Raw genomic sequence first — 17,486 nt, 5'->3', positions numbered from 1 at the left:
GTTTTTTTTTACCGATCAGATGTTCCTACGGAATAATTATTATAGGAAAATCTCAAAAAAATAATTCCATTTATTATTTCACATCAAACCATAATTTGGTGGTCAATAAATCTTTTCCTTGATCTGCAACAGCGGCTTGATAACTAGCGCCATTAAGAGATTGTTCTGTACCCGGATAGAAAAGACGCGAAGGAATTTTTCCATCCAAAACAGTACTAGGGCCCGCTTTTAATACTGGATAATCTAATCTTCTCCACTCCGTAAATGCGTCAAGACCTTGTCCGAAGAACGCAATCCATTTTTGCGTACCGATTGATTTGGCATAGTTTGAAGCATCATATTTCACACTTGCCTGATTCAAATATGTAGAAATAGTTGCTGCATTTGTTATTCCAAATTGATTGAAAGATGCCGTAATAGCATTTTTATAATATTGTTCTGCATCTCCTGAAATGTAACCCCTTGCCGCAGCTTCTGCAAGATTAAATAGTGTTTCGGAGTAAGAAGCAATTACCGCTGGCGAAGCCGACGTAAGGAAATATGTCCCAGGTTTTGAGGTTTTAGCAAAACCTTGGCTATTTGCATCACTATTTGACAATCCGTTTGCACCTCCAACATATTTGCCTACGCTCGCATCTGATGGCAATTGCGCAAATACCGGCAAACGAGGATCTGACAATGCATATAATTGATCAACCATAGTTTTTGAAATACGGAAATCATCTCGTGTCTCAAACCAAGCCGAAGCAGGGTTTTGCTGTGGCGAACTCGTATAAGTAAATTTAAATGTTTCGCTTTCACTGCTGATTACTCCCGCAGCATCGCTTGTTGCATCAATTGCAGCCTGTTTTGCTAATGTAGGTTCCTTGTCAGAAATTCTTAATGCAATTCTCAAACGAAGCGAATTCACAAATTTTTTCCATTTCGATATATCACCTTTATACACCAAATCTCCAATAACAGAACCATTTGCAGCGTTCAATAAAGATTGTGCTTGTTTCAAATCTTCAAGCAGACCTGTGTAAACTTCTTTTTGAGTATTATACGCTGGCGTTACTTTCTGCCCCGCTTCTTTGTACGGAATGCTTCCGTAGGCATCTGTCAGCAGCAAAAATGTCCATGAACGTAGTGTTAGGGCGATTCCTTTATAATTAGAATTGGCTTGCGCTTCTGGAAATTTTATAATCGTGTTCAAATCTGTAATTAGAGTTGAATATCCCTTATCCCATAAGGATGTGAAAGAAGCATTCGAAACATCGTATCGATCTGGTTCTGTATATTGAATTTTAGCCCAATGCTGTACAAAAAGCAAAGTTGAGTTAAAGTTATTGGCATCTCCCCAATACAAATCTGCTCCTTGTTTCAAAGTACCCGTCAAAAGGTATGGCGCAAGCGGAGTTTCAGTCGCATTTGGATTTTTATTTATATCGTCCAGAGTGTCGCTGCAAGAGCTCAGTGTCAATGCAAACAATATTGTATATGATAGTTTTTTTAGCATGATTCCGAGTTTTTAAAATTTAACATTAAGATTAAGACTGAAATTTCTGGTTGTTGGCAGCGCTAAACTTTCCAATCCTTGTGCATTTCCAGTGTTGAAAGCGGTTTCAGGGTCAATATTTGGCGCGTCTTTGTAGATAAAGAATAAGTTACGTCCAGCGGCAGTAATGCTTGCTCCTTCTAATCCTAGTTTTTTAACCAGCTTTTTATCAACATTATAAGTTAGTTTTATCTCTCTCATTTTTACAAAAGTAGAGCTGTAGATATACGCTTCGCTAATGTTGTATGATGCTTTGTAATATTCTTGTGCGCTAATCAATTTATTATTTGGCGTTCCATCTGCAAATACACCTCCGAATATCATTCCGTCATCATAAACCGTTACACCGCTTGGAGCAGCTCCTCCGCTCACAAGAGTTTTTGGATTAGCCGTATTGTTTCCTGGATAATAGTAGCTTAAACCTCCATTTTCAGCACCACGTCCCGGAAGCGTCTGCGCCAATACTCCTGTGTAATTACCTGTTCTGTTGGTTCCCGAGAAAAGTTCACCGCCAACACTAGCATCAATAAGAAATGACAGATCAAAATTTTTGTAAGTCAAGGTATTTGTCAGTCCAGCCAGATAATCAGGCGTATAGTGTCCTAAAACTCTTTTTGTCGGATCTGCTTTTGGCAAACCGTTTGCTCCCACCACAATATTTCCGCTTGCATCACGCTGATAAGCTGTTCCGTACAATGCACCATAAGCCTGCCCAACAGACGCCAATACATCGACACCTCCAGAAGAACCAATAGTATAGTTTTTAATATCTCCTGCGTAATCTAGAATTTCTACTTTACTCTTATTTTTTGAATAGTTTAAAGCCACATTCCACTTGAATTTTTCAGTCTGAATAGGATTTCCATCCAATTGCACCTCGATACCTTGGTTGTTAATTTTACCTGCATTGATTAATTGCGAAGTATAACCGCTTGATGCTGTAGTTTTAATTTCTAAAATTTGGTCAAAACTGTTTGTGTTATAGTACGCTACATCAAAATGAAGTCTGTTTTTCCAGAAAGAAGCTTCAAGACCTACCTCTGTAGAACGAGTTGTTTCTGGCTTTAGATTCTCATTTAATTTCTTTTGAGAAGAAGTCTGGATTGGGTTTCCGTCAAAAGCAGTTTGGAAATTGTAAACCGTAGCCAACTGATACGGATCTGCATCGTTACCAACTTCAGACCATCCGCCTCGAACTTTTAAGAAATCTAACGTACTGCTTTTGATATCCAATGCATCTGTCAATACCACACTACCATTAATAGATGGATAAAAATAAGAACGGTTGCTGCTTGGCAATGTAGAAGACCAGTCATTACGTGCTGTAACGTTTAAGAAAGCATAGTTTCTAAATCCTACCTGAGCAGACGCATAAGCACTATACACTCTTAATCTTGACAATGAGTTAGATGATGTCAACGGATCTCGAGAATTTGTTAAAGTGTACAAATCTGGTACCGCTAAACGGGGCGCTTTCTGATAGTTGTTGGCATCGCTATGGTTACGAATATTGAAACCTGCAAGCGCGTCTAAACTGAAATCGTCATTTAGCTGTTTTGTATATTGAAATATACCCTCAGTATTTTGCTCATTTACCGTGTAAGCATCTTCTGCATACGATCCGAAAGGAGTTCCGTTTGTACCATACTTAATCGTATATTTTCTGCGGTCGTTATAATAATCAACTCCTGTACGGAATCTGAAGTTAAGTCCGTCAGCCAATTTTGCATCTAAGTGAACATCCCCAATTATACGGTTACGCTGCTGGCTTGTTGTATTGTAATACGCATTCCAATACGGGTTGCTGTAGTAGCTGTTGTTCCAGTTAGTCGTCCAATCTTTATCCAGCTGATTGATGTCAACCTGACGTCCGAACCAAAGAAACTGCAGCATCACACCCGCAGCACGCCCGCCTGACGGACCTCCTGGCAATTGTGGTGCATTTGTTACAATATAATTAGCATTAACTCCAACTTTCACATTTTCAGAAATCTGATAATTGGTATTCACCGTAAAGTTTGTTTTGTTTATTTCACTATTTGGAACAGTTCCAAGCTGTTTCTGATTGTTTACTCCTAAACGGAAATCTGATTTTTCATTTGCTTTTGCAATAGAAACGCTATTGTCGTAAGTAAGACCTGTATTAAAAAAGTCCTTCACATTGTTCGGATGCGCTACAAAAGGAACCGCTTCGCCTTTCGAATAAAACTGCGGAATAAGGCGTCCGTCCATTCTTGGCCCCCAACTTTCATCAACTCCATCGTTAACTCCACCACCTTTACCATCGACATAGCTGAATTTTCCATTAGAGCCTTGTCCAAAAGTATTCTGAAAAGAAGGCAAAGTCGCTACTTGAGAAACTGTTATACCCGAATTGAAAGTGACTCCATATCCTCCTTTTTGTCCTTTTCCAGATTTTGTCGTAATCAGCACTACACCATGCGCAGCACGCGATCCGTAAAGCGCAGCAGCATTTGGGCCTTTTAAAACCGTCAAGGTCTCAATATCCTGCGGATTTAAATCGGCAATAGCATTTCTGAAATCGCGCGTGGCTCCTCCATAGTTCAATTGTGAATTATCGACAGGAACACCGTCTACCACAAAAAGCGGCTGGTTGTTTCCTGCAATCGAAGTTTCTCCACGAATAATAATACGTGACGATCCCATGTCTCCTTGTGAATTTGTAATACGAACACCTGCCAGTTTACCCGAAAGGCCATTCAAAAAGTTGGTTTCTTTGGTAGTTGCCAATTCTTTTCCTTTTAATGCCTGAGTCGTATATCCTAAAGATTTCTTTTCTTTAGAAATTCCAAGTGCCGTAACCACTACTTCAGATAATGCATTTTGCTCTTCAGTAAGAGCAATCACAATTGCATTTTTGTTGACTATTGCTTCTTCTTTTTTATATCCTAGATAGCTAATTAAAAGCGTATAAGGAAATTTTTGTCCCGTTTGGAAGAAAAATTTTCCATCTGTATCTGTAATAACACCATGTGTAGTTCCTTTTATCGTTACCGAAGCCCCGATAATAGGCTCTTTTGTAATAGCATCGACAACTGTTCCTTCCAGTTTAGACTGAATTAACGGCTTCGTATCTTGAGCTTTAACTCCTATGGAAATCAACAAAATACATAGCCAAGCATATCTTTTTAATTTTTTTTTCATTACTTTGTTTTAGTTTAATAAATAAGGTAAGCCCAGAATAGTTTTATGCTATTCATGCTTTCCTTTTAGAGATGACAATTTCTTTAAACTCTTACCATTTCTGCTGCAACAGAAATGGTTTTTCTTTTTATCGGCAACACATTCGTTTTTTCATTTTTACTTTTTTTAGATTACTATTCTTTTAAATTGGCCTATACAGTTCTAACCCTGTTTAGAGGATTAGGTTATTAAAATTTATAATGAATTTAAAAAGAGGAATTTTAACCGTAGTGATGCATAAGTTGCAAATGTCTCATGCTTTTATATTTCTGAAAATGAAATGATAAGGTTTTAATCTCTGTATTTCTAACTAAATTTTAAACTCTACTAATTTGATAGAACAAAAGTATGTTAAAAATTTTAGTTCCCAAATTTTAATTAAACTTTTTGCAAAAAAAATGTTAATCCGCACAAACAAAAAAACTTAAACATCTAAATATAAAAGAGTTAAAGCCGATGCCGTTTTTTACTTTTTTATAAGAATTCTACTAAAAGGGGAATATTTTGAAACGATTTTAGTCTTTAAAGATTCTGCTTTGCGAAAAACCTTTGCGCTCTTTGCGTTACATTTTTATCGCAAAGCTTTGAGAACTTACATTTTTTAATGATTCTCAGAAAAGCTTAGCTTCCTTTGCGAAAAGCCTTTGCGCTCCTTGCGTTACATTTTTATCGCAAAGCACGCTAAGACATTTTATTGCAAGGCTAAACTGAACATAATCAAAGTTCACAAAGCTTTGTGAACTTACATTTTTTAATGATTCCCAAACAAAGCTTAGCTTCCTTTGCGAAAAGCCTTTGCGCTCTTTGCGTTACATTTTTATCGCAAAGCTTTGAGAACTTACATTTTTTAATGATTCTCAGACAAAGCTCAGCTTGCTTTGCGAAAAACCTTTGCGCTCTTTGCGTTACATTTTTATCACAAAACTTAGTGAACTTGCATTTTTTAATGATTCTCAGACAAAGCTCAGCTTGCTTTGCGAAAAACCTTTACGCTCTTTGCGTTACATTTTTATCGCAAAGCACGCTAAGACATTTTATTGCAAGGCTAAACTGAACATAATCAAAGTTCACAAAGCTTAGTGAACTTACATTTTTTAATGATTCTCAGGCAAAGCTTAGCTTCCTTTGCGAAAAACCTTTGCGCTCTTTGCGTTACATTTTTATCGCAAAGCTTTGCCAACCTACATTTTTTAATGATTCTCAAACAAAGCTTAGTTTCCTTTGCGAAAAACCTTTGCGCTCTTTGCGTTACATTTTTATCGCAAAGCTTTGCGAACTTACATTATTTAATGATTCTCAGAAAAACTTAGCTTCCTTTGCGAAAAACCTTTGCGCTCTTTGCGTTACATTTTGCACTAAGACATTTTACGAGACCAAGAAAACTTAAATTAAGTAAAGTATAAACAAAAAAAAACTCCAAGATCATCAGACCTTGGAGTTTGTATTTTCTAACTTTTAATTTATTATAGCTCGTTGAATTCGTGTAAAGATTTCAATGTAGTTTCATAGAATAAAATTGCAGCGATAAGATTTCCTTTATCCGAATACGGCATCATTTTTCTTTGAAAATCTACTGTCGTATCTAAGAAAACGGTTGTGCCTTCTGCTTGTCCATCTAAGATTTTTTTATTCTCGCCAGTATCTGGAATACCTAAATCTGCCATTGTTACGCCAGGTTTAGTAACCAAAGCAATGTAAGGAAGTGTTTTTACTAAAACTTTAATACGCTCAATATACAATTCTAAAAGTTCTCCTTTTTGCATACCACTTAATTCTTTTTGATCATGGTATTTGCGAATTAATGCTGTTGTACTAATGATACTTCTTGGTGCATTTTTTGCCTGTGCAGAAACGGCAGCAGTCGTCAAGAAGAAAAGGACACATAATAAAATAATCTTGCTCTTCATTTTCTTAATAGATTTGGTTCTTGAATGAAACAAAAATATATAAATTATGTTAAAATGCAACTTTTATAAATTCTTTTTCACAATAAAATCATAATTGTTACGTTGCGATAAGGAAAAGATTACAGCATAAAACAGGAATCTACACTATTTGAGTACATATTTCCAAAAGCTGCTTTTACGGTTTTTATGACTTGATTATCCTAAAACGGCTCGGATACTTAATCCACAGACTCTTTTTGTTTCCATAATAGTCCATAAATTCTCCACACACAAAAACAGCGTGCACTTTTGACCAGGCCACAACACCGCAATAATCTGTTCCCGATTCTTTTTTTAATTTTTGAATCTGTTTGCCTAAGGCAAATCCTAAGTACTTATAGATTGTTGGAGTATAAACTGTACCGTCTTCTAAATCTTCCAATGCTTTATCAAAAGTAGACTCTTTATCAATAATCTGCTTGTATTTTGCCATTACCGCATAGGTCAGCTCTGCATAATCGGTAATTTTTTCGCTGTCACAATTGTCTTTGATATAGACAAAACCAGCAGATTCTTTGGCTTTGCTTATTTCGCTGCTGTTCAAATTGAATGAAGCGTTATTCTTGAGTGTAATTTTATATAAATCGTCGTTTACCTTTTCGCTTACAAAAAGATTATCCAATCCGTAAACATTCAAAGAAGCTTTAATAAAAGCGATAGATGAACAATTGGTACGCTCACCTTGCTTGAAACTTTCGAATATTTTATCAGAACTCAATTGAGAATATGCATTTGAACAGACAAATATTAAAAGTAAAAAAACTGAAGTAACCGATTTCATGCCTTGTATTGTATATGTTTCCCAATTTAGGATTGGGGAGATTGTATTAGAATTTTACAAATCTATAAAAATCATGTCATATTTTTTACTTCTTCACTTTTATCTCTTAAAAAAAAGTCATTTGAAGATATTAAATGAATTTGCCAATAAAAAAGAAATGCAAAAAAAGCGCCTCAAATAAACTTTGGGCGCTTTCGCATTATTTTTTTTCTTCATTATTCAATTTATCATCGAGTTCAGGTTCTTCACCTTTAAACTTTTTGGTGTCAGCATCATAATTTTCATCATTGGTCAAAACTTCATCATGCTCTTTATATTGATGTTTCCTTGTATCATTTCGATGATCTCCTCCGCCCTGCTGTTTAGGATTCGGATTTTTCTGGGTTTGATTATTCTTTTCCATAACTCTCGTTTTTAAATGATTATTAAAATTAGGATATATAAAATGATCTGATTTATATAATCATTTTTAAAAATTATAAAATATCAGGACAAGAAGTTCCTGAATAATTACGCTTTATGATGCCGATATATCAAGAACATTTCTCTATTTTTGCATCTTCTTTGAATAAAGCGTTATACGCTATTTTACAGTAAATTACAGCAAAAAAAAAATGTGGACGATATGCCATGAATGCCAGGGACAGGGCAAAATAAATCGCGGACTGAGTAAAAAAGCGCAACGCCGGTATCAAACGGAATTGGCAGCATACGAGCAGTCGCAAAGCCACGCACCTGCACCAATTCGTCCTAAAGCTCACCTGCATTTGTGCCAAAATTGTTCTGGATCAGGATTAATTCAATCTGAAAATTATCTTGAACCCGATCTCACAAAGCCTCATGTTGCTATTGTGGGCGCAGGCATTGGCGGTGTTGCTTTGGCTGTGGCTTGTTTACATCGCGGAATTCCTTTTACAATTTATGAAAGAGACCATGACTTTGACGCTCGATCTCAAGGCTACGGACTTACATTACAGCAAGCCAGTAAAGCCATAAAAGGACTGGGAATCAATTCTCTAGGCGGCGTAATTTCGACTAAACATATCGTACACAATCCAGAAGGAAAAGTTTTGGGTGAATGGGGAACCAGAAAATGGCTGGAAACCGAAATTAAATCGCCTGCAAAACGCACCAATATGCATATCGCAAGACAATCGCTTCGATCTGCGCTTTTGGAACAGCTTGGCGGAAATGATAAAGTGCAATGGGGGCATCAATTATTAAATCTAAAAGAGTCTGCAGAAGGTGTTGAACTAAGTTTTCAGACCAATGCGGAAATCAAAACCGTAAAAGCTGATCTTGTTGTTGGTGCAGATGGCATCAGAAGCGCTGTTAGAAGGCTTACAATTGGTGAGGAAACAACACCGCTTCGCTATTTAGATTGCCTAGTAATTTTAGGCATTTGCCCTTTAAGTTCTCTAGAAGGATTTTCGAGCGAATTGTTGGATGGCGCAACGATATTTCAGACTGCCAACGGAAATGAACGCATTTATGTAATGCCTTATACTGCAGATTCTGTAATGTGGCAGCTTAGTTTTCCGATGTCTGAAAAAGATGCTAAGGAATTGAGTGCAAAAGGAGTTCAAGCGCTGAAAGATGAAGCTCGCAGAAGAACGCAATGGCACACTCCTATTCCTCAGATTTTAGAAGCCACTTCAGAGAATCTAATTTCTGGGTATCCTGTTTATGACCGCGAACTGCTTAGTTCTGCATTATTAGCAAAAAATAAAAACATCACCTTAATTGGCGATGCGGCACATCCAATGAGTCCGTTTAAAGGTCAAGGCGCCAATCAAGCACTATTGGATGCTTTAAAACTAGCCAGAAAAATTTCTAAAGGCTGCAATGCAAAGTCAAAATGGAGAGAAACTGGATTAAGGCAAAACGTCTTAAATGATTTTGAAGCCGAAATGCTCGAACGCAGTGCTGAAAAAGTAAAAGGCTCTGCAGATGCGGCTCAGTTTTTACATTCTGAAATTATACTCCAAGAAGGCGATGAACCTCGAGGAAGATGCTTAAAAAGAAAGATTGAAGATTGAAGATTGAAGATTGAAGATTGAAGATTGAAGATTGAAGATTGAAGATTGAAGAGGAAAGATTAAAACTCCATAAAAAATGCTAATCAAAATTGGTTAGCATTTTTTTATAACATTAATTTTCAACCTATTATATGCAAATTAAACAATAATTTAATATTATTTTATAACTAAATCTAACCGCATATTTTTAATTTTATAATCTCATTTACAAACAATTATAAACAATTACGTCATGAAAAATTTACAAATGAATTTCAGTCCAAACAATGAAACCTGTCCAGACCGAACTTTGGTTTGTAATGGTGATAATAACGAATTAATATTTCGTAAAACTTATATTGGAGATTGGGGAGATTGGGATGAGAAACCAGATGACGCCTTAAAAGATCAGCCTCTTTATCTGGATCAAAATACAAGTTTTACAAATGCAGTTTAAACTTTTTTAAGCATTACAATTGTGGCATCTAACAAACTATTATGCTAGAACACTAATTGTATTGCTTAAATTTTCTTTGTTTATAAAATCTAAAATAAATTCTTTTACTTCATTGCTTGCCTCTGTTCTGGTTGCAAATGAGTTGATGTAAAATTCATCGTCCTTATCGCTAATATGGATAATTTCTGTGTAGCCTTTAGTGATTAAACTGCCCTTTAGCTTAATTACATTTAGCTGCTGCTTCCCGTCAAGTTCTTTGCGAACCTGTAATTTTATAGCTCTTTCCATATTCAAATACTTTTAAATAATTAACTATCATTCAGTTACTAAATTTAAAACATTTAATCTATCGAAATCAGATTTTAACACTATCTGCAACGCATTATTTATCAACATATTGTGAACATTTTTTTTTCATAAAAAAGAAATGCCAAATACCAGTAAAATCAACACTTTACACATTAATTTCCTGTAAATTCTTTGTCGCTCAAGGTTTTCATAAACGCTATTAGATTTTCTTTTTCCTGTTCAGTTAGCGGAATTCTGTTTCCGTTATTTTTAAAAATTGGGTCCAGATTCTCAGCATTTAGCACTCCATTGTCAAAATAATCCAAGACAGATTTTAAAGTTGCAAATTGTCCAAAACTGCCGTAAGGCGCGGTATACTCGACATTTCTTAAACTCGGAACTCTAAAACTCATAAAATCGGCTGGAATTCCGGTAACCCTGCCTCGTCCTGCTTCGTTAGAATCTGTGTTTAAAGGAAAGCCAATATTTCTGAAACTTTGATCTGTAAACAATTCGGTGCTATGACAGCTTGCGCATTTTTGCTTAAAGGTTGCAAAACCTGCCGCCTCGCTTTCAGTAAACGATTGGCCTTGATTACGTTTTACTTTATCGTATTTGCTGTTAGCTGAAATCAGGGTATATTCAAACTGTGCAATGCTTTTATAAATCCTGTCAGCGGTAATTTCCTGATCTCCAAAAGCTTTTTTAACTAATTCTTTATAAGAGGCATCGTCTTTAATTTTTCCGATCACTTCCAAAATCGAAGAATCCATTTCTTCATGAGTAATAATAGGAACAAGCGGCTGCGTCTCTAGCTGCAGTCTGCTTCCATCCCAATTAAAAAACTTCAAAAACATCAAATTCTGTAGTGGCGGCGCATTTCTAAGTCCGACTCTGCCTTCAATGCCAATTGCTCGCGCATTATGATCTGCAAACGCATTTCCTTGAATATGGCAACTTGAGCATGAAATCGTATTGTCTTTACTAAATCTTTTATCTGAGAAAAGCTTTTCTCCTAATTCTGCGCCATATTTTGTAGGCTTGTTCAAACTCACATAACTGTTTACCTCTGGAAAATCAGTCGGAATATGCAATGAAAGTTCAGGATTATCAAAATAAGTTTCATCAGAATCACTACTGCTGCAAGAAGTGAAAAAGATTGCGATTATGATAAAGCTAAATATTTTTTTCATTTTAATAAATTTAAGAGCTGCCCTTTTAATAGGTTAGATTTAATCTGTGTAAATCTGCTGAAAACGTTTTTTTCAATAGCCCCTAGTTTTAATTAGGGGGATTCTAAAGATGTAAATAATAGGCTTTAGCCAAACTAGCATATTTAAACTAAAGCCTAGTTTTTACTAATTTTATTAACCTCCACCTAAAGATGGAGGCATTTTTTTTAAAATCAGCGAATTAATTCTCTACGCTAGTTACAGAAAACATTCCTGAAATATCATTTGTTCCGTTTCCTCCCAAATTATCCACAAATTTTACCATTTGAGCTGCGGTATGAATGTTTGGAGTTGCATTGTCTGCCATCGTTGTTCCAGTTGACAGTGTAATCGTGTTGATTTTTCCGCTTAATAACTTATCAAAATCAGCTTTAATTTTGATTTTTGGAGCTTTGCTTCCTACTACTGCATTTGTCGTAAGGCTTAATGTAATGTCTCTATAGGCATTTACACCTTGCGTATACGCGCCTTCTTTTCCAGCTACAGTGCTTCCTGTGTGAATAGACATTACTTTATTATCAGCATCATAAAACCCTTCTACTTTTGTAAAACGGTAACCTGTTCCCCACTCCCACATCATTTCGGTATCATTTGCTCTCGCTGCGGCATAAAATTTAGGAAATCTTGTCTGATCTAGAGTATTTTGCTCTGTTTTGATACCCAAACCAAATTTAATCTGCTTGTAGGTTGCAGATGGAACATTGCTCAAAACATAACTCAAAGAAGCCGTTTTTGCCTGATCGATTACTGTTGCCCCTTTGTCTAAGTCATTTACGTTATAAGGCACTTCGCTTCCATCGTCTTTTATAAGTCGGATATTGCTGATTACGTATTTTACCTCAGAAAAATGGTGAATTTGTCCAGCTGCAGAAGTATTTGCTGTTGCCGAAGCCGAAGTCGCATCGCCTAAGACAATTGTCTTGTCTTTGAAGGTGTTATTGAATTCCAGCGTTAGGTTGTTTGCCGCAGGAGTGTTGTCATCGCTTGAACATGATGCTAATGTTAATGCCGCAGCAGATAATAAAAGGTATTTTTTTAAAGTTTCCATTTTGTGATTTTATTTTATTGTGTTTTATTTTGATATCTTTCTGATTAGAAATTCAATTTTAAAGACGTGAAAATATTACGTCCCATTCTCGGGATATTTCCCCAGTCAGCATACGTGCTGTAATATTCGTTTAGTATATTCTCAGCTCCAATTTGTATGGTGCTTCTCACTTTATTGATTTTAAAAGAATAATCGGCAGAAATATTCCAAATCGCATAAGCCGCTGTCAAATCTTCTCCATATTCAGGACTGTAATTAACCTGCTCAAAATCGCCATTTACAGAAGTCTGGACGCCGAAATTCTTATACATATAATGAAGCGACGTCAGATAACTCAACGGGCGGATAAAAGGCAGATTTCCTCCTTTGTTATCCATTCCTCGGGCATACGTCAGCGTTCCTTTCCAATGCAAATGTTCCAAAATATCGTAGCTTACATTCGCCGACATATTCAAAAGCGTAGCATAATCTAATGAAGTATATCCTTTTACACCAACCGACTGGTAATTCATCGGACTTCCTAAACTCAAGATTTTACCAATAATATAATTATCAATGTAGAAATAGTTTATTTTTCCCTGAATGCTTAATCTTTCCGTTTTAAAGCCTGCACTTGCATTTCCTTCATACGAAATTTCATTTTTCAGATTAGGATCACCGATATAGTCGTAACGGTCAAAACTATTGTAAATGTAGTAACCGTAACCTTCAGAAACAGAAGGCGCTCTATGTCCGTAACCCGTTCCTACTGAAAAATTAAACTGATCTATATTTAACTGATAGCTGGCATTTAAACTTGGCAGAAATCTCGTTTTTTCCTGAGGCGCTCCCGGATGAAAAATCCAATTAAACTCAATGTATTTAGAGTAATTGTAATTTACTCCCAAAGAGCCCCCTAAATTCACCGTGCTTTTCTCCGAAAGTTCCCAAGAATTATTCATAGAAAGTCCTGCAAAACGAGTCGTTACCCAAGGCCAGCTATAGGCAAACATGGTTCTCTCGCTTCGATCCTGCGGATACATACGCATTTCTGCAATCGACAAATTATTGTAGGCATTCAACTGAATTTCAGACGAATAATTATTTTTTCTCAAATTGGCTTTAGAAACCAATCCGTAGGTTGTGCTCCAGCCTGGCATATCCATGTGAACCAAATTTTCAGGGCGTGTAGTATCATCCATATAATGCTCAATGGCATTAAAATATACTTTTGTATCTACCGCTCTAACCAGCCCTTCTTCAAACAATTGCTTATAAGTAGCCGAAGTGATAAGCGCTCGCGAAAGCCACAAATCCATTGGCAAGGCAGGATAGCCTACATTTTTTGCCACATCAAAAATAGCATCTAACCTTAAAGACGATAAATCGCTGGTTTTATAGGCCAATCCTAATGAAGTATTGAATTTATTGTATTGCGAATGTTTTACTTCATCGTTATTACCGTCATAATAATTGTCTGCAGTACGGTACGAAATGCTTCCGTCTGCAACAAATTTAGTTCCCGAATAAGAGATGTTTCCTAAATTGAAAAATTGTTTATTATTAAACTCAAATCCTGTCTGATAGGCTCCATTCCATTTCTTTTGAAGTCCAAATGGCGTACTTTTTCTTCTTAAATCGATGCTTCCTGCAATTGTCGAACCATGAAGGCTTCCTTCCTGTCCCGATTTAATGTCGATTGCCGCTAGATTATTGCTTTCCACATAAGACGTAATGGGATCCATTTTATCGGTACAAGCGCCAAAAACGTGCATTCCGTCAATAGTAACCGTAGAACGTTCGGTGCTCATATTGTTCAATAAAGGCTCCCAAGCATAGGCTCCACGTTTTATAAAACTGATATTTTCTGATGAAGACAAAAATTCATCAACAGAAACTGCCATTTTCATCTCAGTCTCAATTTTCTTTTTCGCCGCATTTTTGACTGTTACTTCTTCTAAGTTTTTTATGCTGTCGTGATGTGCGTGCTGATTTTGAGCTGTGACAGACATTCCTAAAAAAAGCAGCATTATAATATATTTCATGTTATTAAAATAAAGTATCAATATATAGTTCGCTTTTCACGCCTGCTACGCCTGGCGTATGATCAGTTGGAACTACGGTTCCTTTTACGATTAAACCATTTTGATTCATCATAATTAAATTCAATGTCCAATTTCCCGTCATCGTATAATTGACCACCCCATGATACAAACCGTCATTTCCTTGCGTCAAATCTTTGTTATTTGGCGAAGAATGATTTCCCATTGAAGGTTCTGGCATTCTAGGATCTAACTTTAAAGTATATCCCGCAACTTCTGAATACGAGAACTGCGTTGGATCTGGAAAAATTCCGGCAGAAACTGTTGGCTTGTTGTATTTGTAAACCCCAGCCACAAGCGGATTTTCTGAAACTGTAGGCTTCTGAGGCGAAATCAATGCAATAATATATTGTTCGCCATCATTTCCTGCAAAGGCGGTCATGTTCAGATTTTTATTGGTTTGCTGCGCAACTGTAACATCTTTATTGATCTCATATTTCTGATTATCAGCCGTAAAACTGATGTACAATTTCCAGCTTGCAGTAGTAGAACTTTCGGCAGTAAAAACAGAATAACCGCTGTAGTATTTATTGGCAGTATCGTACGCCACATTATACTCATGCGGACAGGAACTTTTGCTTCCGTCAGCATTGCTCAGAATAGGCAGAAAAGTTACCGCAGACGAAGTCACTTCCTGATTATTTTGAGTATTTACAATTTTTAAATGAAGCTCATTATAGCCCTTATAAAATGTTCCGTTTAGGGCATCTATAGTTATTTTATAATTACCGCTAGTAAACGAAGTCGCTTCTTTAAATTCGTAACTTTCAGGAACTTCAGAACCGGTTTCAGCTTCGTAATCTGTTTTATCAATTGTACAGGAAGTAACCGCAAACAATAGTGCAATTATCCAAAAATTAAAAGATTTCATTTGATGATGTTATAAAAAACGTTTTAAAATATAGCGCTTTGACATAAATTTTTGAATATCAAAATAGAAGACAAAATGCTGTGAATTAGCCAAAAAAAGGCAGTTTAAATGAAAATGGAAATGTTTCCCTTTTCAATTGCAGAGAAGATCAAAATCAGTTTTAGGAAAATAAATTAAGCCATTTTAGTTCAAACTTAGAATGTTAGCACAAATAAAAAAGCGCCAACAAAACATTTTGAAATTTCAAATTTCAGCATTTGAATTTGTCCCTCCCGATGCCTCGAGAATGGGATAAAAATTGGAATTTATAAAGTAACCGAATTTAAATCCTTACACTGTGTAGAGAGGAGGATGAAAAGTAAGATTAGAAGTCTTGATAGGCTTCTTTTCAAACAAAATTGAAGAATTTTCTTTTGATTCGATAACTGGAATTATGCTAAAATTTATTTCAGCAATATTTTGAACGTATACAAGCTCTAATTTATCTTTTAGGCTATCCTGCATTTTTCGTTCGTTATCTGAGTATTTTTTAATGCTTTTTTGAAGTTCACATCGGCCGTTACAGCTGTTGAAGGCTTGCTTGCGCTGCACACAAATTGTTTTTGCGATTTCTTTCTGATTGATTTTAAAAGAAGCGTAAACGAACAAGCTGCCAAAAGATGGCGACAGAATTAAAATAGAAAGCGCTATGATGATTACCCTTTTCAATGCTTGTTCAATAGTTGCTGGCAAAAGTACATACTATTTTGTTTTTATTTTAAGGTATTCATCATTTTTTATCAGATAAAGACTTTTTCTGTCTCATCTTCAAAAAAACGAACTGATTACAAATTAACGAAATATTGCAAGTAAAAAACTTCATATATTTGATAAATACTTAAAAATAAAACAGTTACAAACAAAAACATTAATCAGCCAATGTGCGTCAATTATTTATTACAGCCATAAAATCACTTCTTAATCTAGATTAACCCATTCAGATTTTACTCTGCAATACATTTGCATTGTAATCATAACAAAACGCATTACCACTTTTAAGTTTAAATTTTAAACCCTTAGATCAATTTAAATTAAAAGCATAAACAAATATTAATCTTAAAATCAAAAAACCATGAGCACATTTACAGTAAAAGACGGAGCAGAAATTTATTACAAAGATTGGGGAACAGGACAGCCTATTGTTTTTCACCACGGATGGCCTTTATCAAGCGACGATTGGGACGCGCAGATGATGTTTTTTCTTCAGAAAGGATATAGAGTCATTGCGCACGATCGCAGAGGACATGGGCGTTCAAGCCAAACTTCTGAAGGAAACAATATGGAAACTTATGCTTCTGACATTGCTCAATTAGTAGAAGCTCTAGATTTAAAAGATGCCATTCATGTTGGGCACTCAACAGGAGGCGGAGAAGTAATTCGCTATGCGGCAAAATATGGAAAAGGACGCATCTCAAAAGCTGTAATTATAAGTGCTGTACCGCCAATTATGGTTCAAAGCGAATCAAATCCTGAAGGCGTTCCTTTGTCTGTTTTTGACGAAATAAGAAAAGGAACAGGTTTTACCAGATCGCAGTATTTCTATGATTTTCCTATTCCTTTTTATGGATGGAATCGCGAAGGGCAAACAGTTCAAGAAGGCATTAAGCAAAATTGGTGGCGCCAAGGAATGATGGGGTCTGTTTTAGCACATTATGAAGGAATTAAGGCTTTCTCAGAAACCGATTTTAGAGAAGATCTTAAAAGTTTGGATATTCCGGTTCTCGTATTGCACGGAGAAGATGATCAGATTGTGCCTTATCATCAAGCGCCAAAATCGGCAGCATTGCTAAAAAACGGAAAATTGATTTCATACCCTGGTTTTCCTCACGGAATGCCTACTACAGAGGCAGAAACAATCAATAATGATATTCTGGATTTTATAAAATAACCCTTAAAAATACAGCTGTCTGCAAAATTTTTTGCAGACAGTTTAACCTCCATCGAGATAACCTGTAAACACACATTTTGGAATTGCAGTTTCCTG

14 protein-coding genes are annotated in these 17,486 nt (G+C 36.0%); 3 read left to right on the top strand and 11 right to left on the bottom strand.

All coding sequences use genetic code 11. The annotated features are described in order from the left end of the window. Positions 1 to 73 precede the first annotated feature (73 nt). The 5 genes from N4T20_RS14405 to N4T20_RS14385 all read right to left on the bottom strand — a co-directional run bounded on the left by N4T20_RS14405 (position 74) and on the right by N4T20_RS14385 (position 7,871). On the bottom strand, positions 74 to 1,498 hold the full coding sequence (locus N4T20_RS14405) for a SusD/RagB family nutrient-binding outer membrane lipoprotein (RefSeq protein WP_260669829.1): 1,425 nt from the start codon (positions 1,496 to 1,498) through the stop codon (positions 74 to 76). A 12-nt stretch (positions 1,499 to 1,510) separates the two neighbouring features. After that, the gene (locus N4T20_RS14400; RefSeq protein WP_260669828.1) at positions 1,511 to 4,702 is read right to left on the bottom strand and encodes a SusC/RagA family TonB-linked outer membrane protein; all 3,192 of its coding nucleotides are present in this window, start codon (positions 4,700 to 4,702) and stop codon (positions 1,511 to 1,513) included. A 1,502-nt stretch (positions 4,703 to 6,204) separates the two neighbouring features. Then, entirely contained in the window at positions 6,205 to 6,648 is a 444-nt protein-coding gene (locus N4T20_RS14395) for a hypothetical protein (RefSeq protein ID WP_111375968.1), read from the bottom strand. Positions 6,649 to 6,832: 184 nt separating this feature from the next. Further along, positions 6,833 to 7,405: a hypothetical protein gene (locus tag N4T20_RS14390; protein ID WP_260669827.1), complete on the bottom strand. Its 573-nt coding sequence runs from the start codon at positions 7,403 to 7,405 to the stop codon at positions 6,833 to 6,835. Positions 7,406 to 7,667: 262 nt separating this feature from the next. Beyond that, on the bottom strand, positions 7,668 to 7,871 hold the full coding sequence (locus N4T20_RS14385) for a hypothetical protein (RefSeq protein ID WP_260669826.1): 204 nt from the start codon (positions 7,869 to 7,871) through the stop codon (positions 7,668 to 7,670). A gap of 211 nt (positions 7,872 to 8,082) precedes the next feature. Here N4T20_RS14385 and N4T20_RS14380 point away from each other — a divergent pair, with 211 nt between their 5' ends. Both N4T20_RS14380 and N4T20_RS14375 read left to right on the top strand, forming a co-directional pair. Continuing rightward, positions 8,083 to 9,507, top strand: a complete 1,425-nt coding sequence (locus N4T20_RS14380) for an NAD(P)/FAD-dependent oxidoreductase (RefSeq protein WP_260669825.1) — start codon at positions 8,083 to 8,085, stop codon at positions 9,505 to 9,507. Positions 9,508 to 9,739: 232 nt separating this feature from the next. Then, positions 9,740 to 9,943, top strand: coding sequence for a hypothetical protein (locus N4T20_RS14375; RefSeq protein WP_260669824.1), 204 nt, complete (start codon positions 9,740 to 9,742; stop codon positions 9,941 to 9,943). Positions 9,944 to 9,982: 39 nt separating this feature from the next. Here N4T20_RS14375 and N4T20_RS14370 read toward each other — a convergent pair whose 3' ends face one another. The 6 genes from N4T20_RS14370 to N4T20_RS14345 all read right to left on the bottom strand — a co-directional run bounded on the left by N4T20_RS14370 (position 9,983) and on the right by N4T20_RS14345 (position 16,195). Next, complete coding sequence (locus N4T20_RS14370) at positions 9,983 to 10,231, bottom strand: hypothetical protein (protein WP_260669823.1); 249 nt, start codon at positions 10,229 to 10,231, stop codon at positions 9,983 to 9,985. Between the two features lie 173 nt (positions 10,232 to 10,404). Then, entirely contained in the window at positions 10,405 to 11,424 is a 1,020-nt protein-coding gene (locus tag N4T20_RS14365) for a cytochrome-c peroxidase (protein WP_260669822.1), read from the bottom strand. Positions 11,425 to 11,644: 220 nt separating this feature from the next. Next, on the bottom strand, positions 11,645 to 12,511 hold the full coding sequence (locus N4T20_RS14360) for an MbnP family protein (RefSeq protein ID WP_260669821.1): 867 nt from the start codon (positions 12,509 to 12,511) through the stop codon (positions 11,645 to 11,647). 44 nt (positions 12,512 to 12,555) lie between these two features. Further along, a complete protein-coding gene (locus N4T20_RS14355; protein WP_260669820.1) occupies positions 12,556 to 14,535 on the bottom strand; it encodes a TonB-dependent receptor plug domain-containing protein in 1,980 nt (659 codons plus the stop codon). Positions 14,536 to 14,539: 4 nt separating this feature from the next. Next, positions 14,540 to 15,463 carry a FixH family protein gene (locus N4T20_RS14350; RefSeq protein WP_260669819.1) on the bottom strand — a complete coding sequence of 308 codons (924 nt, stop codon included), beginning with the start codon at positions 15,461 to 15,463 and terminating at the stop codon, positions 14,540 to 14,542. 330 nt (positions 15,464 to 15,793) lie between these two features. Then, positions 15,794 to 16,195 (bottom strand): hypothetical protein, encoded by a 402-nt coding sequence (locus N4T20_RS14345; protein WP_260669818.1) that lies wholly within the window; start codon positions 16,193 to 16,195, stop codon positions 15,794 to 15,796. Between the two features lie 379 nt (positions 16,196 to 16,574). Here N4T20_RS14345 and N4T20_RS14340 point away from each other — a divergent pair, with 379 nt between their 5' ends. Then, entirely contained in the window at positions 16,575 to 17,390 is an 816-nt protein-coding gene (locus N4T20_RS14340) for an alpha/beta fold hydrolase (RefSeq protein WP_260669817.1), read from the top strand. Positions 17,391 to 17,486 lie beyond the last annotated feature (96 nt).

The organism is Flavobacterium sp. TR2 (genome assembly GCF_025252405.1).
Taxonomy (GTDB): Bacteria; Bacteroidota; Bacteroidia; order Flavobacteriales; family Flavobacteriaceae; genus Flavobacterium.
Note: the sequence above shows the minus strand (reverse complement) of the source record. Positions and strands in the feature narration are given on the sequence as shown.